The organism is Maribacter aurantiacus, from assembly GCF_005780245.1.
Classification (GTDB): Bacteria; Bacteroidota; Bacteroidia; order Flavobacteriales; family Flavobacteriaceae; genus Maribacter; species Maribacter flavus.
Map to the genome: position 1 here is coordinate 21,821 of NZ_VBUK01000008.1, position 19,172 is coordinate 40,992.

Genomic DNA, 19,172 nt, shown 5'->3' on the forward strand with positions numbered 1-19,172 from the left:
GGTTAAAAATTACGAAACCTTAAAATTAGAGGATTTTTATCGGTAATTAAAATATAAATCCCGCTATGGCCCCTATTCTGTAGAGAATTTATGAACGATGATTGTTAATAGCCTTTCTTTCTGTTCACCTTATTTAGTAGTTCCTTACCCATTCTGAGTCGGTCATAATTTTCCAGTATCTGGGGCACGACGGAATCTGTATCGGAGACGCTGGCGTAATGCGGTGTCATGAAGATTTTTGGATGTTGCCAAAAAGGATGGTCCTTTGGCAATGGCTCCTGATGGTATACATCCAAACAGGCACCGGACAGATGATCGGCATCCAAGGCTTCGAGCAGGTCCCTATCGACCAAATGGCCTCCCCGGGCCACATTGATGACATAGGCGCCCTTTGGTAATCTTTCAAACAGTTCCTTGCTGAGAATCCCCTCCGTATCCGGCGTCAGGGGAAGAAGACAGACCAAAATTTCGGTCGCTTGTAGAAAAGCATCCAGTGTATCTGATCCTGCGAAGGTTTTTACATTTTTCAATTCTTTTTGGCTTCTGGACCACCCCTGAACGGTAAAACCGAATTTCATCAAATCGGTCGCCGTCAAGGCTCCCAATTCCCCTAACCCCATGATTCCGACGGTAACGTCCTTGATTCGTCTGTAAATTTTGGGTTTCCAATCACTAGCTACCTGTTGCAGTTTATAGCTATTGAAATTCTTCAATTCCGCAAGGATTACCGCCAGTACGTGTTCGGACATATCACTGGCCAAGTAGGGATCTACGACCCTGGTAATGGGTATATCGGTGGGTGCCGATGCATCCTCGAAAATATAATCAACACCCGCCCCAGAAGAGGCGATGCACTTTAAATTGGGATAAACCGATAGGCTTCCTTGGGGATGTTTCCATATCAGGGCCATGGTAATGTCCTGTTTTGGATGGTCTTCCAAATAACTATATACCGCTATGGAAGGGTTTCTTTCCTTCAAGGCTTTCTTCCAAGCCTCGATTTTTCCGTCCTGTCTGATGATAACTATCGCCATAATTTTCTGATTTAGTCCAAAATGTCCAAGGCCTTGGAAAACCCCTCTTTATAAAGCCAATCCCCGGTCTGTGTATGATTGTAAATGCATACGATTCGCCCTTTGAATTCCTCCAAAATCCCATGTTGGGAAATAAAGGTAGTCATCTCCGAAAAGGAATTGAGCATGCTCTTGTAAAATGCATCGGGTACATTGCGTTCCAAGGCAAATGTTTGGGCTATTTCAAGGTTGAAACACATGAGGTCCGCCACCAGGGCACTATCCACTCCCAGTTTGACAAAGTGTTTGATATACTTTTGGGCGACCGACCTTCTCGCCTTGGGCCGCTTTCTTTTTACAGGAAAATATTCGTTGGTGATTTTGGTCTTAGCTTCCTGTAATAATTTGTCCTCCTTGGGATTAAAGACAAAATCATAATAGGTTTTTACCGGGGAAAACTTTTCATAGAGTTCCATAATCTGGGCTTCCAACTCTTTTTTTCGTAATTCCGATAAATAGGTCTTTAAGGCTCTTTTGCTCATAATAGGTCCGTTATGCCAAAAATACACTTTGTGGCAAGATCCACCTAAAACCTTGATAATTTATGGGATAGCTAATAAATTTTGGAAAACATTAAGGGTTTCCCTTTGGAAAAGAGCTAATAAAAATGTATAATGAGAACTTGGACATACACTAAATAATAAATACACACATACATGAGGCAACTAAAGATTATCAAGCAGGTAACCAATCGCGAATCGAAATCATTGGACAAATACTTGCAGGATATCAGTAAGATTGATTTAATAACAGCAAACGAAGAAGTAGAACTGGCCCAAAGGATACGCGAAGGTGACCAAGTGGCCTTGGAAAAATTGACCACCGCTAATCTCCGATTTGTGGTATCCGTAGCAAAACAATATCAGAATCAGGGTTTAAAACTACCCGATCTCATCAACGAAGGAAACTTAGGCCTAGTAAAAGCGGCCAAACGCTTTGATGAAACCCGAGGGTTCAAATTTATATCCTACGCCGTTTGGTGGATACGTCAATCGATTTTACAGGCCTTGGCAGAACAATCAAGGGTCGTTAGGCTTCCCTTAAATAAAATCGGTTCGATCAATAAAATTAAAAAGACCTTTTCCTATTTAGAGCAAACGCACGAGCGTCCACCATCCGCAGAGGAAATTGCCAAGGAATTGGAAATGACGGTAACGGAGGTCAAGCAATCTTTGAAGAATTCCGGTAGGCACGTTTCCATGGACGCACCGTTACGCGAAGGGGAGGATTCCAATCTATATGACGTTTTGAGATCCGGGGAGTCCCCAAAACCGGACAACCATTTATTGCAACAATCCCTGAATACGGAGATCAACAGGGCCTTGGAAACCTTATCCCCCCGTGAGGCCGATGTTGTAAAGCTCTATTACGGTATTGGTGACCAACAGGCCATGACCTTGGCAGAAATTGGCCATACGTTCGATTTGACAAGGGAACGTGTACGGCAAATTCGGGAAAAGGCGATCAGAAAACTACGCCACAATTCAAGAAGTAAACTTTTAAAGACATATCTAGGATAATAACCATATTAGCCTCAGAAGTGGTTTAACCTTTTTTAATTGAAGCGAAAATTGAAAGCATTGTGCCCAGATGAAGGCTTTTTAGAGCTTCATAGCTGGGCTACGGAGTGAGAAAAAGACGAAATATGGGTGCAATTGTGCGATTTTTTAGCCAATTTGAAAAAGTTTAAACCACTTCTCAAATAAAAAAGCGCCTTTAAAAACTAAAGGCGCTTTTTTCGTAGTACACACTAGACACTAAGAATACGTTAGCTTGCTGATGTTTGAGTCCACAAGAATATTGTTCAAATTTTCAATAAAATTATGATAAGACGCGTTATCGTTCCCTTGATTTGCCATAATATTATATTATAAGGTTAAGAGCTATTCAATTACATGTAATCCAGCTCCGCTAATTCGTTAAGGCTTAGGATTTCGTTTAGTTCCTGAAGAAAAACCAAATATTCTTCACCGTAGGTATCGTAAAGCATGGTTAGGGGTTTTTTAGGTTTACTATTTCGATTTGGTTACTCAATTAGTACATGCTAAAAGTAGGTGCTACTTCCCTTTAGGACAATTAAATGTGGTAAACCTGTCCATTTATGTTGTAAAAAATACGGTTGCTATAGGTTTACTTTTGCAATTCCTCCACAACCCCCTAATTTACTTGGCTGCACACCTATTCAGTTCGTCGATAATTTAGATTCGTTCAACGGAATTTCACCTGATAGGCAATGCCCGCGGTAACGGACAGGAAAAAATTTCCCGAGCTAAACGCCAATTCCTGTCGGTTTACCCCCAGATTGGCCTTGTATTGATTGTTGCCCTTTTTGTTGGTAAACTGATATTCCAATCGGATTCTTTGGGCTTCCAGGTACAATAGCGTTTCGGACAACAACTGTCCGTTAATAATGAATTGGTTCAGTTCTGTATCAAACCCGTAAACCAGGTTCATGCCCAAAAAATTGTTTCCATCCTTGAGATACTTTCGGACCAGGAGATTTCCTGAAATACCCAGGCCCTTTTTTGCATCGGGCACGAAATAAGGTCTGAGCACCGCATAATAATTCCCTCTGTACAGCCCAAAAGTTCCCGTTAGTATGGTTGCCGCATCCTGCTCAAAAATCAGGTGCCTGAAACCTAAGGAAGCTTCCATGGCCTTGGGCAGCTCCTTTACCAGCTCCCCTCCCATCCGGTGCCTGGGAAAGATGACATCACCGGAATAGCCATAATTTACATAGCCGCTCAGGGATTTGGAAAATCTGGGATAGGCATCCACCTCAGCCTGTATCCCGTTGATGTTAAACCTGCGGTTATAGTTGAGCCTGGGGATAAACACTCCCCATTTCGTTCTTTTTTGATATTCCACGGCGCCGAAATACATGGGGTCCAATTCCCTATCGAACACCTCAGCCTCTGTGTATAAGGTCAGGGATTGATTGCGTTCCTCCGCAATCTTAGTTGTTTTTAACCGGTTCTGTAAAAGTTGTTGGTCTTCGATCTGTTGGACGATTTCCTGTTTTAGACGCAGCAGTTCCTCGTCCTGTGGCAAATAGTTCAAGGCCTTATTGGCTAGTCCCAAAGCGATGTTGTAGTTTTTGGCGTATTGTTCGTTCTTGATGGCACCTACCCAAGCTTCGGAATTTTTTCGTTCGGTACTCGTAACCCGATTGAATTCCAACCGAGCAGCATCGTATTCTTGGTCCCAACTGTAGGTCTTTGCCAACAAACTTCGTACATCCGCGTAATCCGGATACTTTGTTAGGATACTTTTTAAGGTATCCCTGGCCGATGCCCTATTACCAGCAAAGGCCAAATCCCTTGCTGTGAAAAAGGAAGCGTCCGGATCCCCGGAGTACCCCGTTTCCTGCCCCAAGGCATTGAGGGATACTAGCATCACGAGTAACAAATAAATCCTTTGTCTCATTTTTTTTGTGACCCTATTTCAACCGTTTCTTGCTCTATGGCACTTTTTCCTTCCACTTCTTTTCCTTGGCGGATCAAAGTGAGGGACCTTTCGAATTTTTCGTTCAAGATTTTATCCTGAATCCCGTTCTTGCGGGCCAATCGTTGAATCTCATACATATTTTCATTCTTCCCGGACCAGAAATAGGCATCCATCAAGGCGCAATAGCCATCCTCGTACTTGGGGTATTTCCGGATTACATTGCTCAAAATCTGAATGGACCTTTCAAAATCGCCTTGCCATGCCCGTACCCTACCCATGAGTATTTCCGTATCCGCATGCCTTGGAATTTCACTCAGGATATATTCGCTCAGCAATAAGGCCCTGCCATAATCCTTGTCAAAAGCCAATTGCTTGGCATGTCCGTAGGCGTTGTCAAAATCCTTTCCGTTAAAGACACTCTCGATCCAGATCAATTCTTCCTTGGTAAATTTGGGTTTTCGGTCCTCGATCAAGGAAACCGATTTTGGTATGATGCTATTATTTTCCGTGACGTACCTATTGACGGTCTTGAAGTTTTGGAAACGTTCTTCAAGTAAGGACACCCGGGTCTCTTCATCATCCTCAAATTCCCGTAGGTTCAAATCCTTGTCCAGTTTGTAAATCTCCCCATCGGAATAAAATAAATCGTCCAGTATATAATCCTGTAGTCTGTAGGCACTCCGCAATAAGGGAACCTCCTTGGGGTCTTTAGTGCCGGATTGCCTGATCAGATCCCCTCCCAGAAAACCTACCTGGTCCGGGACCTTACTATTTTGTTTTTCCGAAAGCAAAGCGAGCAGACTTGGCGCTATATCCGCATGGGAAGCAACGTTTGCTATCTCCGTGGCGGATTTTAAGAGCGGACTAAAGATCAACAAAGGAACCCGATACTTGGACAGGGCGTTGTCCTGCGAAAGTTCTGAGAGCTGATGGCTTCCTGTTATCACGTAGATCGTACTTGAAAAATCAGGGGAAAGTTGCTCCCGGGTCATGAACTGGGCCAACGCCTCATCGGCATAGAGAAAACTGGCGAAAAGTTCCTCGTTACGCCGCACAAATCGTTGCTCTGACGCTTTCATACCAGAAGTCTCCACGATGTTTGCCACTTTATGGGTATAGGTATCGATTTCTGGGATGTGATAGGGCACTTTTGTACTCAAGGTCAGGAACACATCCAGTTTTGGCCCTACGCTAGGCTTGGCATTCTTATGGAAATTGGAAAACAGGGCACCGTCCGGATAGCCAAGGGTAATTCCCGCAGCATCCTCCTCTTGCAGGCTAAATTCCCTTCCAAAGTTGTTTCGGTCAAAAATCTGGTCGACTTTCTCTTCCTCTAAAAATCGGTCTATATTGAACAGGGCCGTATTGCCCCCATGGTTAAAACTTGTTTTGTACCCGTTTTCCCGTAAAATACTATACAGGGTATTTCTATAGGTAAAATCCGGTAGCGTTGTGAATCCGGATTCCCCAAAAGGCAAGGACCCAATAATCGTGGGAAAGGCGGCGTGACTTTCTCCCGTATTGCTCAGGAAGTTTTTCCAGCTCAGGGATGTTCGTTTCAATTCCTGCAAATTGGGCATAAAGTCCGTAAAACGTCCGTCAACGAACTCATTTCCAAGACCATCCAGTATGATAATTTTGATATGCGGGAAGGTATCCATCGGTTTAAAATATCCGGCCAAACCTGTTTCCTTTTGAAAAGGCCTGACCAGCGGGTATTCCTCGGCACCCTCATAACTATAGGATTGCAAGAGGCGCTTCGTCACGTGATGCGCCAAATACTGGGTCTTGTTTTCGTTGACGGGTTTTTTATCCGAATACAGCGTAGCCAGAAAAATACTGAAAAATACGATGGTCAGCGGGTACATGCGGCTTATCACGGTGTAAAACGATGCGATGTATTTGTAACAGATAAAACAGACGGTCAAGGTAATGGAGGTTGCCACCGATGCCTGTAGCAAGGAGAACCGTATTTCCTTATTCTTGAACAACCCGAAAAAATCCGAACCCAAGGGCTCAAAATTCTGTACGTAGTAGGTAATCAATACCGCTTCCAAAAGCAACAGGATAATCAACACAATTTGAACGACCCGAAGCCCAAGCCCCGGTTTTTCATTTTCCAACAGATTGAAAATAAAGGCCAAAAACAGGGAAATGACGGATGCAAATCCCAAATGGTGCAATAGATAAAGTAAGAAGCTACTGTTGAAAACACTGTCCAGCACACCAATCGCGTACAGCATGGCATTCTGATATATGGAAAGGACGACCAATCCAACAAAAAAGGTAATGACCACGGGGATAAAATCCCGCAGTTTACGCTCCTTGCTTTCGATATGTTCTTCCCTGTATTCCAGCATGTTTACGTAGCTTTTGCAAATCCTTTACGGACCTGGGAACCCCAACCCGACTTGATCTTGAACAGTTTTTTGTAATTGCCACGAACCGCGGACCATACCACCAAAGGATGGAACGTTAGTGGCTCTATAATGGCACAGAACATCAAAATCAAGATATCCTTTGTTTTCTTGTATTCGTTATAGGAATAGACATCCCAAAGAATGGCGTAAAAGGAGAACATGATGGAATAGATGTAAACGGCCGCCGTTATGGCCAAAAAGAACTCCCAATTCAAAATTCCCAACCAATAAAAAAGGATGATGGTAAAAAAGCCGAAAAACTCCAACAAGGGAGCCAACCATTCATAAAAGAACCAATAGGGATAACTGAGCATGCCCAACCTTCCAAACTTGGGGTTGAAGAACATGTCCTTATGCTTAAACAGGGTCTCCAGGTTGCCTCTCGCCCACCGGTCCCTTTGGTTCACAAGGATTTTTGGGTCTTCTGGAACTTCTGTCCAGCAAAGCGGATCCGGAATATATTCCACGGTATACGGCAATTTACGTTCGTGCATGTAACGCCGCATCTTAAATACGATTTCCATATCCTCGCCCACCGTATTGGTATCATACCCCCCAACTTCCAAGGCTATTTGACGATCAAAAAAACCAAAGGCCCCGGAGATGATCAATAAACTATCGATGCGGCCCCAGGCCATTCTTCCCAAAATAAAGGACCGGGTGTATTCCAACAACTGAAAACGGGCCAACCAATTGGTGGGCAAACGTATTTCCTCCAATTGTCCGCCCTGTATGATGCAGGAGTTTGCCACACGGATCACACCGCCTACCGCGATTACCTGCTTTTCGGAACGCTGGTAGAAGGACTTAACCACATGCAAAAGTGCATCGGGCAATAGTAGGCAATCCACATCGATACAGCCCACATATTGATTGGTAGAAAGGGCCATTCCCGTGTTCAGGGCATCGGACTTACCACCGTTTTCCTTATCGATTACGGTTAATTTTGAAAAGGCCTTATGGGGCGATTTATAGATGCCCCGTATGGGTTTGTTCTTCCAATCCGGGTCTATTTCCTGCTCAATTTTAAACAGATCGTAGGCCTCGATCATTTTCTGTAAGGTATCGTCCTTACTCCCATCGTTGACCACCATGACCTCGTAATTCACGTACCGCAAGGACATGAGCGAACGTATATTCTCCACAATGGTAAGCCCTTCGTTATAGGCAGGCGCAATGATGGTGATGCTGGGGGCCAAGGGAGAAGCCATCAGCTTGGACATGTCCCCAAAACTATTTTTGTTCCTGTAGTGGATGGAATTCCTTGTGGACAAATAGCCCATTATGGTAAACATGGAAAAGAGCACTACCGTAAACACGAAAAAAACGATGTTTATATACTCCATCAATATGTCCAAAAACCCACTAGCCATTCTTTTTGTTGTAAAATTTGGTGGACATATTGCACAAATGGTCAAAAAGGGTATTGCGGTCCCCTGTATTGGAGGATCTCGTATACTTCCTTTCGGTGGAACCTTCCCCAGTTCCGGCAGGTTCAAAGTTCAATTCGAAGAAATCCGAATTGTCCTGATTTAACAGTTGTTCAATGGACAGGGGCGCATCTTCCTTTCGAATCACAGGATCTACAGAAGCCTCCTGGAGTCGGCTCTGTAACCTATGCAGTACTTTTAAAGCAGTTTCCCGGATACCCTTATTCGCATGGGAAACCAAAGTATGGAGTAAGGGCAATTCCTTGGCATCGCCAACTTCTGCTATTTCGTTCAATAAAAACAGTTTGGTCTCCAAATCGCCTTTGAAAATCAATTCCTCAAAAACACTATATTCCTTTAGGGGTTCCGTGTTCTCGAAATCTGTTTGTGTAGAGTACGTGGCAATAAAGTGGTCCAAAATAGTACCGACCCGTTCCAAAACAGCGGGGGAAGTCTCGCTCTCCAATAGGGATTTTAAAAACGGGATTTCCCGTTCATCGCCGAGTTCCTCAATATTTTCTAAAAGGGCCATGGTTTCCATGTCCTCGTAGTATTTTGGTTTGGGAATTAGGTGCTCCAAGGAGAAAACCGTTTCCAAAATCTCTTCCTCCGGTGTTATTTCAGCGTCTTGCGACTCGTTTTCTTGGGATTCCCATTCAAAATCCAAGGGCCATTCCATAGAATTTTCCTCGGCATCGGGGAACGCAACGGAGTTTTTACCTACCGTATCTTCTGACGAATTCATATCCGAAAAATCCAATAAATCCAGTTGAAATTCATCGATGTGAGCATCTGCTCGTGAAGCACGTATCTCCTCATAGGCGACATCCATGGATTCCGGACGAACAGGTTCCGCTTTTGGTTTTACCAAAACCTCTTCATAGTCCACGTTCAGGGATGAAACGCTTACAGGTTCTGATTTTTGGACGCCCAGGACTTCCTCAAAATCGACCCGTATTTGTAAGGGATCCTTAAATGCCTGTTCCCGGCGTTCTACCACCAGAGGCAAAAAACTGCAATCAAACGCTATTGGTGTTGCTTTGGTTTTCAATTCCTCAAAAATCACGGGAAGGTCATCAAGGGAAATTTCCTTTTCTTCGGATACATTAGCAAACCCTTCCCTATCCGAATCGATAACCAAGGGCAAAAACGCTATTTCATCCTCGGTCAATTCCAGGGAACCTGTTAAATCCAAGGTTTGCGTCTCCTCCTCTTCAATTTCTTCAATGCTAGACTCCCAGGTTTGCGCGTCCAAGGATACTTCATTGGCATTCAAGATTTCCTCATCCATGAATTTTGGATGGGATGTAAGAAGCTCCGGATTTTGGGCTTTGGATGTCATTGTTTCTGACTGAAACTCGTGCTCCGTTTCATCCGCTTCCATCTGATCAACCGCATTTTCGGGCACCTTAGGCTCGGTAACTTTTTCTATATCCTTTGTTGGCAGAATAGCTTCGGGCTTGATTGTGTTGATGGCCCTTACCGCCTTGTTCTTTACCATAAAACTGTAGTTCTGACCCTCAATATCTTCCAAAAATGGAAGATCCGCCTCACTGCCAATTTCTGCTACGGTATCCAATATGTGCATGCGGATATCGGTACTGTTCCTGTCAAAAACCGACTTCAGCACTGGCAGTGCTTCCGTGATATTGAATTCCTTGATACAGTGAATGGCCTCCCGCTTAATATGGTCACTTTTATGGTGCACCAAGGTAATCAAGGAGCTACTGGCGTCATTCTGGTTGTAATGTTTTATGAGCCTTAGGGCAAAAAGCACCACATAGTTGTTCTTGGAGGTCAACCATAGCCTGAATGGCGGTGCGAGATAGTCCTCCTTGTTGCGTACCACATCCAAAAGTTTCAATTGCTGCCATTCCGATATCTTATACTTCGTATGGTCCAAAAAGAAAGTGACCCCTTCCCGCTTAAGGGTCACCACGGCAATTTCAGCCTGTTTTCTCACCGTGGGCCGCCTATCGTTTATAAATCGGGTAATGGGCATATAGGCTTCTTCCACGTGCATTTGTGTAAGTTCGAATATGCCTTTGGCAATGTCCTCCCAACGCCAACTTCTTAGCTTTTTATACGCATCTTCATGCAGTCCCAAGTCCTGATAAATATGGAACAGCTCCGTTCTGGTCGATCCGGAAACATCCTTGCGAAGGTCCATGAGGATTTCCGTAAGCACTTTACGGTCGAACGGACTCTTGATCAATTCCCTGACCTCTATTTTGAGCCCTATATAGTTAATTTTTTCAATCTTGTCCCCGTTTTCGTCATAGAACAAAAACTCGCTCACAATAGGTGAAAGCTCCTTTTTCTTTTTCCTTATTTTTTGGGCTTCCCTTGTAATCCTGTTTCTGAAGTAGAAAACGGAGATTAGGTATACCACGGCCAGCCCTATAAAAAAAGAGGACAAACCCCATAGCAAATCCGTCGGGATTTTGGGGCTTGTGATCAAGGTCGTTATTTTATAGGTCTGGGGGACTATGACTATAGGTTTAGGTTTTTTTCAGTTCGCGTGTCAACCGGACCATTAATTCCGATGGACTAAAGGGCTTTGATATAAAATCGTTCGCACCTAATTCAAAGGCGCTCAGTACATTCTCTTCATTTCCTGCCGATGAAATAATAATAATGGGCGTGTCCAAGGATAGCTCCTTTCGCACATAGGTGATCAATTCGATTCCGGAGAAATAGGGCATCATGATATCACAAACGATGATATCCGGCCTATGGGTCTCCATATACTCCTTCATCTCCTTGCCATTGGAGGTAAAATGCACCTTAAAGCCACTCTTTTTGAGTCGAAAACTCAAAAGGGACGCCAAAAGCTCATCATCATCTGCCAATAGTACCTCCATACTTAGCTATTGGATTGTTTTTTGATTTGGGCGAAGGCCGAATCGATTTGTTTTTCATACTCCGGATATTGCTGAAGGAATGTCTCGAATAATGCCCTGAGCTTTATTTCGTCCAGAGCTTCAGTGGATGCCTGCATCTGGATCATGATATCCACAAGTTTTTCCAATTGCAGCATTTTGAGACCAGCCTTCAGCTTATGGGCGGCAAAGCCTATTTCCTTTAGTTTGTTCTGTTTGAGGTCGATTTTTACCGAACCGATAAACTCATATACATTTTGCTTGAACAAGCGAATAAGTTCTTCCAATACGACGATTTCCCCACAACAATCTGCCAATACGCCTTGTAGATTCACAGTGGTAGCAGGGTTTCCCGTAATGACGCCTGTCTTTAGGAGTGCCTTACTTTCTTTGGGAAGACCTTGTTTCTTGGCCTTTAAAAGCTTTTTCAACAACTCGTCCAGCGTGTAGGGCTTCAGCAAAAAGTCGTTGATACCGGTCGCAATGCAGTTTTCTTCGTCCTTGGCAGTAAAATCTGCACTTACGGCAATGATGGGAACCTTCTCAAGATACTTGTCGCCCCTAATTAGTTCAGTTATTTGAAAACCGTTAAGGCCGGGCATCTTCAAATCCATCAGAACTATATCAATTTGCTGTGTTCGCAGTATACCCAAACCTTTATCCGCATTGGAAGTAACGTATACCCTACAGCCCCATTTGTCCAATTGCTCCTTTATAAGGTGCTGGTTCATGGTATTGTCCTCGAACACCAAGATTTTGGTACCATTCAACAATTCCTTGCCTTTTAAGCCCGTAACCGTGCTAAGGGTCTGTTTGCGAATGTTCTGTGAACTGCCTATTTTTAGTGGCATGGTAAACTTGAAGGTCGAACCCTCTCCCATTATACTTTCCGCCGATATTTCGCCTCCCTGCCTTTCCACCAATTCCCTGACGATACAAAGTCCAAGGCCCGTCCCCCCGTATTTGGGGTAAATATGCCTATCTGCCTGTTTGAAGCATTTGAAGATATCGCCAAGCTGTTCCTTGGACATACCGATACCGGTATCCGCTACGCTAAACTCCAATATATATTCTTCCTCATCCTGTTTTAAAAGGGAAACCTCTAACCGAATGTATCCCTTCTCCACAAATTTGATGGCGTTCCCCAATAAATTGAGAAGTATCTGGGACAACTTGGAGGGATCTCCAATCAAAGTCCCGGGAATCCCGGAGTCGATTTTTAGCTGTAGGTCTATATTTTTATCGACCAATAAAGTCTGGCTTAGAAAAATAACGTCGTTGATCAATCCGTGGAAATTAAAATCAACGGACATAAAGTCCTCCATACCAGAGGATAGCTTGGAGTACTCCAACACTTCATTGATGATTTCCATCAAGTTCTGGGAGGCCATATGTATGGCATCGACCTTTTTGGATTGGGTTTCACTAAGGTTGTCTTCGCGCAAAAGATTGGTAAAACCGATGATTCCGTTCAACGGAGTACGGATTTCATGGCTAATATGTGCAATGAACTTGGTTTCCTTGCGCTGTCCCTCCGCCGATGAATTTTTGTCATTGAATTCATTTCCTACAGAAGCTATTGGTAAGGGGCTGTTGGGATTTTGGATCTTTCCCTCCAAAAGCTCCGAAAAGGCCCTAAAAGAGTTTTTTAACGAAGCGGCCTCCGCTGCATTAAGCGATTCAAATGAAAAGCTGGATAAGCTTGATTCCAAATGTTTTAACTGACTCAGTAAGTTTTCTGTTTGTACACCGTCCATGAATGGGTAGTAGTTTTGGGGTCCTTCTTAGTTTTCAGGAAATAAAATTGACCCTTTCATGGTCTACCCACAATTAAATGTTCCCTAGGCTTCCTTTTTTGTTGTGAATAGCCTTTATTTGTAGGTATAAAATGGTACAAAATGAAGCGGTACATCTATATTTTAGGCCTTTTGGCAGTATTTGCCTGTAAAGAGGAAAAACCACAGGTGGCGGAATCCCTTGAGGAAAAGGCCAGGCGCATCCATAACAACGTAATCACATTGGACACCCATGATGACATCAATGTGGCCAATTTCACGGATAGTATCAACTATACCCAGCGCCTGAATACCCAGATAAATCTTCCTAAAATGGAGGAAGGAGGTCTGGACGTGGCATGGTTGATCGTCTATACGGGACAGGATACCCTAACGGCCAAAGGTTATGCCAAAGGGAAGGAAAACGCCATGGCGAAGTTCGATGCCATCCACAGGCTTTGTGAAGAGATTGCCCCGGACAAAATCAATCTAGCACTTACCTCCGAAGATGTACACCGCATCCACGATGAAGGCAAAAAAGTGGCCATGATCGGGGTGGAAAATGCCTACCCTATGGGCGAGGATTTGTCGGAGTTTGAACGCTACCATGAACTTGGGGCGCGCTACATTTCGCTGGCCCACAACGGTCATAGCCAATTCAGCGATTCAAACACGGGCGAAGCGGATTCCGTATGGTTACACAATGGTTTAAGTGAATTAGGAAAAGAAGCTGTAAAAGAGATGAATAGATTAGGAATTATGGTGGATGTTTCCCATCCATCGAAAGAAGCCATGAAACAGATGATCGCGTTGTCCAAGGCTCCGATAATTGCATCCCATTCCTCGGCCAGGGCACTGTGCGACCATAGCAGGAATCTGGACGACGAGCAGTTGATGCTGATGAAGGAAATTGGGGGCGTTGTCCAAACGGTCGCTTTTAGTTCCTATCTTAATACGGAAAAGCACGAAGCCCGTGCAGCCTATATGAAAGAGGTATATCAGCAGATAGCGGACTCGCTAGGTATCGAATGGTACGAGCGTTCACAGTTTAGAAGCCTTACGGACGAGCAAAGGGCCTCATTTATGGAAAACTATCCCAAGGTCACCCAGATGGGCCAGGAATTGGTAAAAAGCAGAAAAGATGCCCCTGAACCCGTGAACGTTTCGGATTTTGTGGACCATATCGACTACATGGTCAAATTGATAGGTATTGACCACGTAGGTATTAGCTCCGATTTTGATGGAGGCGGAGGCATCGACGGATGGTCCGATGCATCAGAAACCTTCAATGTTACCCTGGAGCTTGTAAAAAGAGGCTACACCGAAGAAGAAATCGCCAAGCTTTGGAGCGGTAATTTACTCCGGGTATTGGACGAAGTACAGGCCATCGCCAAAACCATGTCCTAATATTTTAGGTGGTTTCCGCCGCTGCCAGTCTGTCTTTCACGAACTCAACCTTTGTCTTACCATGCGGGGCTGGTTTGCCGTCGTCACCTAGGTTTACCATGATAATGTTGTCCACGGTAACGATGGTCTCGTGGTTCATTTTGTTTCGAACCTCACAGTTCAAGGTAAGCGAGGTTTTCCCGAATTTAACGACCTGAACCCCAATTTCAACAATGTCCCCTTGTTTGGCGGCACTCATGAAATTGATTTCGGACATGTATTTGGTGACTATCTTGCTGTTCTCAAGCTGTATGATACTATATAGGGCGGCTTCCTCATCGATCCATGCCAATACTTTCCCACCAAACAACGTTCCGTTGGAATTCAGGTCTTCCGGCTTTACTAATTTTCTAGTATGGAATCTCATAACGTATTGTTTTACAGGTCAAAATTATAACGAAAAAAGTAAGGGAATAGGGCCCTTCACCATATTTAACAGACCGATTTATGAAGGTGTAAAATGTGGTGCCCGCGTACTATGGAATCAGCAAAAAAATGAGTCGGATTTTAGGATAATCGCCGATTTAAAGGCCACGTCAAGAGTTTCTTTAACATTTCACTGTCCTTGATTAAACCCAAAATATGCAATAGAAAATCCATTAAACTAATTTTAAACGTGGGAAAAAAGGGTATTGTTTATAACCCCGTTAAAAACTAATACCACAACGCAGGTCCAAGCGGACTTTAATGGCTACCTTTATAAAAACCGCATAAAATGAACGACAGGTCCCAAAAGTTGCTTCAGATTCGCCCCGAAATTCCTTCCGCAAAAATTCTCCCGAACATGAGCGACGAGGAACGTTTCCAGAACGAAACGCTGCGCCCGGTAATCAAACTACAGAACGGTTTGTTGCTTGCTTCTTTTCAAAATTATATCGTAAAGGGCAAGAATTCCTTTTATACCTTAAGCTTGGAGAACAGGTTGAACTATATACTCAATGCCATCCAAAAGGATATCAAATTTCGGAATTCACTAAAGGGAATGATCATTGGTCAGTTTACCTTGGAGGAATACGAAGCCTATATTAAAAACTCATCGGCCTTGAACAAAAGGATGATGAACATGGTCATCAAAAGACTTCAGGACCAGATCCAGTATTTTGAGGACGGTGTCCTAGTCTAAAAGGGACTCCCCGTTAAGGTCCGTGGTCAAAATGTTGCTCATCAGATCAAAAAAAGGCCGAATAGCCATAAAGGATTCGTTAATTTTCTCCGCAAAATCCGGTGCCATCACTTCCTGATCCGTGAACTTTCTCTTAAAAATGTATTGTTTCCTGCGGATGAGGTCTATGTTTGGGTCATCCTTATCGAAACCCTTAGGGGCGGTCTTTAGCTCCTCCCCTTCCAAACTTCCCCAAATTTTTTGGAAGTCATGGTTTTCCATAATACACCTAAACTCGATGGCGTCCACCTCGAACTCCTTTCGAATCCTGTGCAAATCGTCCTTTTCTGGATTCCAAAATCCAGTGGCGATAAAACTACCTTCGGGCTGTATATGCACGTAATAGCCGCCCCTACGCTCGGCGCCCATTCTGGTGTATGAAGCCGAAAAATTGAACTTATAAGGCGTTTTGTCCTTTGAAAACCGGACATCCCTGTAAATACGGAATATCTTCATCTTCTCTATTTTGTCATGCACATTCAGTGCATCCATAACTTCTTGGAAAAACTTCTTCATCTCGGCCTGCTGGCCCTTGAACCGTTTTTTATGCTCCTCAAACCAGTCCCTATTGTTGTTCTTCTTTAAATCGTTCAAAAAATCAAGGGTATTTTTAGTAATTACGGTTTGTGACATACGACTACGGTATTGTGATTTTAAGCTAAAGTTAACCATTTACGAGGAAGACCTTTTGAATTAATGGTTAATTTTGAAAGATAAACCAAGCCAATGAGCCACCCATCCATCGTTGAAAAAATAAAACTTCACAAGAAGCAGCCAAACCTGCGGTTTCGGTTGAAGAAAGATACCGAAGCCTTTACGGACCTCCTTTTCCATACCTTGTTCGATATTGAGATCCCCGTGGCGGATAATTTGGAAAAACTAGAAGCGCAATTCGACAATCTTGTAGATTTGGCTTGTTGGGATTGTCAAAAACCCTGCAAGAAAATTTGGGGCAATTATGTGCAAAAGCTACCCGGCATTCTTGAAAAATTGAACATGGATGCGGAAGCCACGGTTAACTGCGACCCTGCATCCCTTTCCATTGAGGAGGTTTATATGGCCTATCCCGGTTTTTATGCCATTGCCATTTACAGGCTTGCCCATGAGCTCTATACCATAGGTTTTCCCTTGGTACCCCGATTAATGACAGAATACGCCCACCGACAAACGGGTGTGGACATCAACCCTGGCGCCCAAATTGGCGATTCCTTCCATATCGACCATGGAACTGGTGTCGTCATCGGCGAGACGGCCATCATTAAAAACCATGTGAAAATCTATCAGGGAGTGACCCTGGGCGGACTGTATGTAGCCAAACATTTGCAGCAGACGAAAAGGCATCCCACTATTGAGGACAACGTTACCATCTATGCCAATGCTACGATTTTAGGAGGGAATACGGTCATTGGTGCCAACAGTATTATTGGGGGAAATGCTTGGCTGACGTCCTCGGTTCCAGCAAATAGCACCGTTTACCACTCCCCAGAAATAAAAATCAAAACCCAGACCGATGTCTAATTCGATTCTTGACCTTATTGGAAACACCCCGTTGGTGGAATCCAAAGTATTGAACACCAATCCCAACGTTAAACTACTGTTTAAAATGGAGGGCCATAACCCAGGAGGCAGTGTAAAGGATAGGGCCGCCTATAATATGATCAAAAGCGGACTTGAACGTGGAAGTTTAAAACCGACGGACAAACTCATTGAGGCTACCAGCGGAAATACGGGCATTGCTTTGGCGATGATAGCAGGAATATTCGGATTGGACATTGAACTCGTAATGCCCGAAAATTCAACCAAGGAACGGGTACAAACTATGCGCGCTTATGGTGCAAAAGTGACCCTTACACCATCCGATATAGGTATCGAGGGTGCCCGTGATTATGCCGAAAACAAGGTCGAAAAAGAAGGATTTGTCATGGTCAACCAATTTGCCAACGATGACAACTGGAAGGCACATTACATGACCACTGGACCCGAGATCTGGAGGGATACCCAAGGTACCGTTACCCATTTTGTATCGGCCATGGGGACAACGGGCACCATTATGGGAACATCAACGTTCCTAAAGGAGAAAAATAAGGATATTCAGATTGTTGGGGTACAACCCACGGACAACTCTAAAATACCCGGCATACGTAAATGGCCAAAAGAATACCTACCCAAAATATTCGATGCCTCCAAAGTGGATACGGTGATGGAAGTCAGTGAGGCAGAAGCGGTGGAAATGGCAAAACGATTGGCCAAGGAAGAAGGCATTTTTTCCGGTATGAGTTCTGGAGGGGCCGCTACAGTGGCACTTCGTTTGGCCGAGCAATTGGAAAGTGGTGTCATTGTGTCCATCGTGTGCGATAGAGGTGACCGTTATCTTTCTTCAGATCTATTCGATTGATCGGACAATTTTCTACAGCCAGTCCTTTCTTTTAAAATAGACCATCATTCCTATGAAAAGCAGGACCATTACGGCCCAAACTGCATAATACCCATATTTATAATGTAGTTCCGGCATGTGTTCGAAATTCATACCATAGATACCCGCAATAAAGGTCAGTGGAATGAAAATGGACGCCATAATGGTCAATACCTTCATCACCTCGTTCATTTTATTGCTCATGTTGCTCATGTACATTTCCATAAGGCTCATACTCATTTCCCTGTAAATCTGAAGTGTTTCGTTTATTTCCAGGGAGTGGTCCAAAGCGTCCCGTAGAAATAACTTGGTATCGTGTTTGATCAGGGGGCTTTCAGAATCGATGAGCCTGCTCACCAACTCCTTTACGGGGAAGACCCAACGTCGTATTTTCAATACCTCTTTCTTTAACAGTTGTATTTGGTGGGCCACCTCAGGTTTTGGGTCGGCATAGACTTCATCCTCCAAGAGTTCAATACGGTGATTAATTTGCTCCAGAACCAAAAAATAATTGTCGATGATGGCATCCAAGAGTGCGAAGAACAAATAATCTGCCCCTCGACTCCGTATTCGTCCGGATTTTGAGTTTATTCTATTCCGCACCCCGTTGAAAACATCATCCTTGACTTCCTGAAAAACCAGCACGGAATTCGTCATGAGTACCATAGCGATATGTTCAGGAACAATTTCATCGTTTTCGTTCAAATAGAGCATTTTAAAAACCCCAAAAATATAACCATCATATTCGTCGATTTTTGGACGTTGGTCCGTATCCACGGCATCCTCCAAAAGGAGGTTGTTCAGGGCGAAACCCTGCCCCAATTCCTCTATAAAACGTACATCCGTAATGCCAATAACATTGATCCAAGATGTTCGTGGGTCCTTTTGATATTGGAGGATATCTTCCAATCGTTTATGTTCCTGGGTCTCCACCTCTTCTGAATCGTAGGTGGTAATGAATACGAGACTTTCCGACTTCTCCTTAGTACCCAAATAACTGACCGTTCCCGGGGCGGCACCTACTTTTTCCCGAACACGCGATACCTTTTTCTTTCTTTTTGGCAATCCAATTTTTCTTTTCACCATACCGGAAATTTATTTAAATATAGTCAAAAGCCCCAAGT

At 43.9% G+C, this 19,172-nt stretch carries 16 protein-coding genes; 5 read left to right on the plus strand and 11 right to left on the minus strand.

The features are described from left to right. Positions 1 to 104 precede the first annotated feature (104 nt). Both FEK29_RS12905 and FEK29_RS12910 read right to left on the minus strand, forming a co-directional pair. A complete protein-coding gene (locus FEK29_RS12905; protein WP_138258857.1) occupies positions 105 to 1,034 on the minus strand; it encodes a 2-hydroxyacid dehydrogenase in 930 nt (309 codons plus the stop codon). 11 nt (positions 1,035 to 1,045) lie between these two features. Beyond that, a complete protein-coding gene (locus tag FEK29_RS12910) occupies positions 1,046 to 1,555 on the minus strand; it encodes a DUF6155 family protein (RefSeq protein WP_138258858.1) in 510 nt (169 codons plus the stop codon). 174 nt (positions 1,556 to 1,729) lie between these two features. Here FEK29_RS12910 and FEK29_RS12915 point away from each other — a divergent pair, with 174 nt between their 5' ends. Then, positions 1,730 to 2,593 carry a sigma-70 family RNA polymerase sigma factor gene (locus tag FEK29_RS12915; RefSeq protein ID WP_138258859.1) on the plus strand — a complete coding sequence of 288 codons (864 nt, stop codon included), beginning with the start codon at positions 1,730 to 1,732 and terminating at the stop codon, positions 2,591 to 2,593. Positions 2,594 to 3,281: 688 nt separating this feature from the next. Here FEK29_RS12915 and FEK29_RS12920 read toward each other — a convergent pair. Genes FEK29_RS12920 through FEK29_RS12945 form a run of 6 tightly spaced genes read right to left on the minus strand, consistent with a single transcriptional unit; the run spans position 3,282 to position 13,009 of the window. Then, the gene (locus FEK29_RS12920) at positions 3,282 to 4,499 is read right to left on the minus strand and encodes a YaiO family outer membrane beta-barrel protein (protein ID WP_138258860.1); all 1,218 of its coding nucleotides are present in this window, start codon (positions 4,497 to 4,499) and stop codon (positions 3,282 to 3,284) included. Further along, positions 4,496 to 6,880, minus strand: a complete 2,385-nt coding sequence (locus FEK29_RS12925; protein ID WP_138258861.1) for an LTA synthase family protein — start codon at positions 6,878 to 6,880, stop codon at positions 4,496 to 4,498. Before FEK29_RS12925 ends, FEK29_RS12920 begins: the two co-directional genes overlap by 4 nt. Before the next feature lie 2 nt (positions 6,881 to 6,882). After that, complete coding sequence (locus tag FEK29_RS12930; protein WP_138258862.1) at positions 6,883 to 8,313, minus strand: glycosyltransferase family 2 protein; 1,431 nt, start codon at positions 8,311 to 8,313, stop codon at positions 6,883 to 6,885. Further along, positions 8,306 to 10,831, minus strand: coding sequence for a HEAT repeat domain-containing protein (locus FEK29_RS12935; RefSeq protein WP_138258863.1), 2,526 nt, complete (start codon positions 10,829 to 10,831; stop codon positions 8,306 to 8,308). Before FEK29_RS12935 ends, FEK29_RS12930 begins: the two co-directional genes overlap by 8 nt. A 40-nt stretch (positions 10,832 to 10,871) precedes the next feature. Then, entirely contained in the window at positions 10,872 to 11,234 is a 363-nt protein-coding gene (locus FEK29_RS12940) for a response regulator transcription factor (protein WP_138258864.1), read from the minus strand. A gap of 2 nt (positions 11,235 to 11,236) precedes the next feature. Beyond that, the gene (locus FEK29_RS12945; protein ID WP_138258865.1) at positions 11,237 to 13,009 is read right to left on the minus strand and encodes a hybrid sensor histidine kinase/response regulator; all 1,773 of its coding nucleotides are present in this window, start codon (positions 13,007 to 13,009) and stop codon (positions 11,237 to 11,239) included. A 141-nt stretch (positions 13,010 to 13,150) separates the two neighbouring features. Here FEK29_RS12945 and FEK29_RS12950 point away from each other — a divergent pair, with 141 nt between their 5' ends. Beyond that, positions 13,151 to 14,434 carry a dipeptidase gene (locus FEK29_RS12950; RefSeq protein WP_138258866.1) on the plus strand — a complete coding sequence of 428 codons (1,284 nt, stop codon included), beginning with the start codon at positions 13,151 to 13,153 and terminating at the stop codon, positions 14,432 to 14,434. Positions 14,435 to 14,438: 4 nt separating this feature from the next. Here the strand turns inward: FEK29_RS12950 and FEK29_RS12955 are convergent, their stop codons facing one another. Further along, a complete protein-coding gene (locus FEK29_RS12955) occupies positions 14,439 to 14,840 on the minus strand; it encodes an acyl-CoA thioesterase (RefSeq protein ID WP_138258867.1) in 402 nt (133 codons plus the stop codon). A 348-nt stretch (positions 14,841 to 15,188) separates the two neighbouring features. On the opposite strand from FEK29_RS12955, the gene FEK29_RS12960 reads away from it, so the two are divergent. After that, positions 15,189 to 15,596 carry a glyoxalase gene (locus FEK29_RS12960; RefSeq protein ID WP_138258868.1) on the plus strand — a complete coding sequence of 136 codons (408 nt, stop codon included), beginning with the start codon at positions 15,189 to 15,191 and terminating at the stop codon, positions 15,594 to 15,596. On the opposite strand, the gene FEK29_RS12965 is transcribed toward FEK29_RS12960, so the two are convergent. Then, on the minus strand, positions 15,588 to 16,268 hold the full coding sequence (locus FEK29_RS12965; protein WP_138258869.1) for a DUF2461 domain-containing protein: 681 nt from the start codon (positions 16,266 to 16,268) through the stop codon (positions 15,588 to 15,590). The two genes, FEK29_RS12960 and FEK29_RS12965, sit on opposite strands and share 9 nt — an antisense overlap. A gap of 93 nt (positions 16,269 to 16,361) precedes the next feature. Here FEK29_RS12965 and epsC point away from each other — a divergent pair, with 93 nt between their 5' ends. Next, positions 16,362 to 17,153, plus strand: a complete 792-nt coding sequence (gene epsC, locus FEK29_RS12970) for a serine O-acetyltransferase EpsC (protein ID WP_138258870.1) — start codon at positions 16,362 to 16,364, stop codon at positions 17,151 to 17,153. Further along, the gene (gene cysM / locus FEK29_RS12975; RefSeq protein ID WP_138258871.1) at positions 17,146 to 18,030 is read left to right on the plus strand and encodes a cysteine synthase CysM; all 885 of its coding nucleotides are present in this window, start codon (positions 17,146 to 17,148) and stop codon (positions 18,028 to 18,030) included. The genes epsC and cysM overlap by 8 nt, the downstream gene beginning before the upstream one ends. 12 nt (positions 18,031 to 18,042) lie before the next feature. Here the strand turns inward: cysM and corA are convergent, their stop codons facing one another. Continuing rightward, positions 18,043 to 19,134: a magnesium/cobalt transporter CorA gene (gene corA / locus FEK29_RS12980; RefSeq protein WP_138258872.1), complete on the minus strand. Its 1,092-nt coding sequence runs from the start codon at positions 19,132 to 19,134 to the stop codon at positions 18,043 to 18,045. Positions 19,135 to 19,172: the final 38 nt, after the last annotated feature.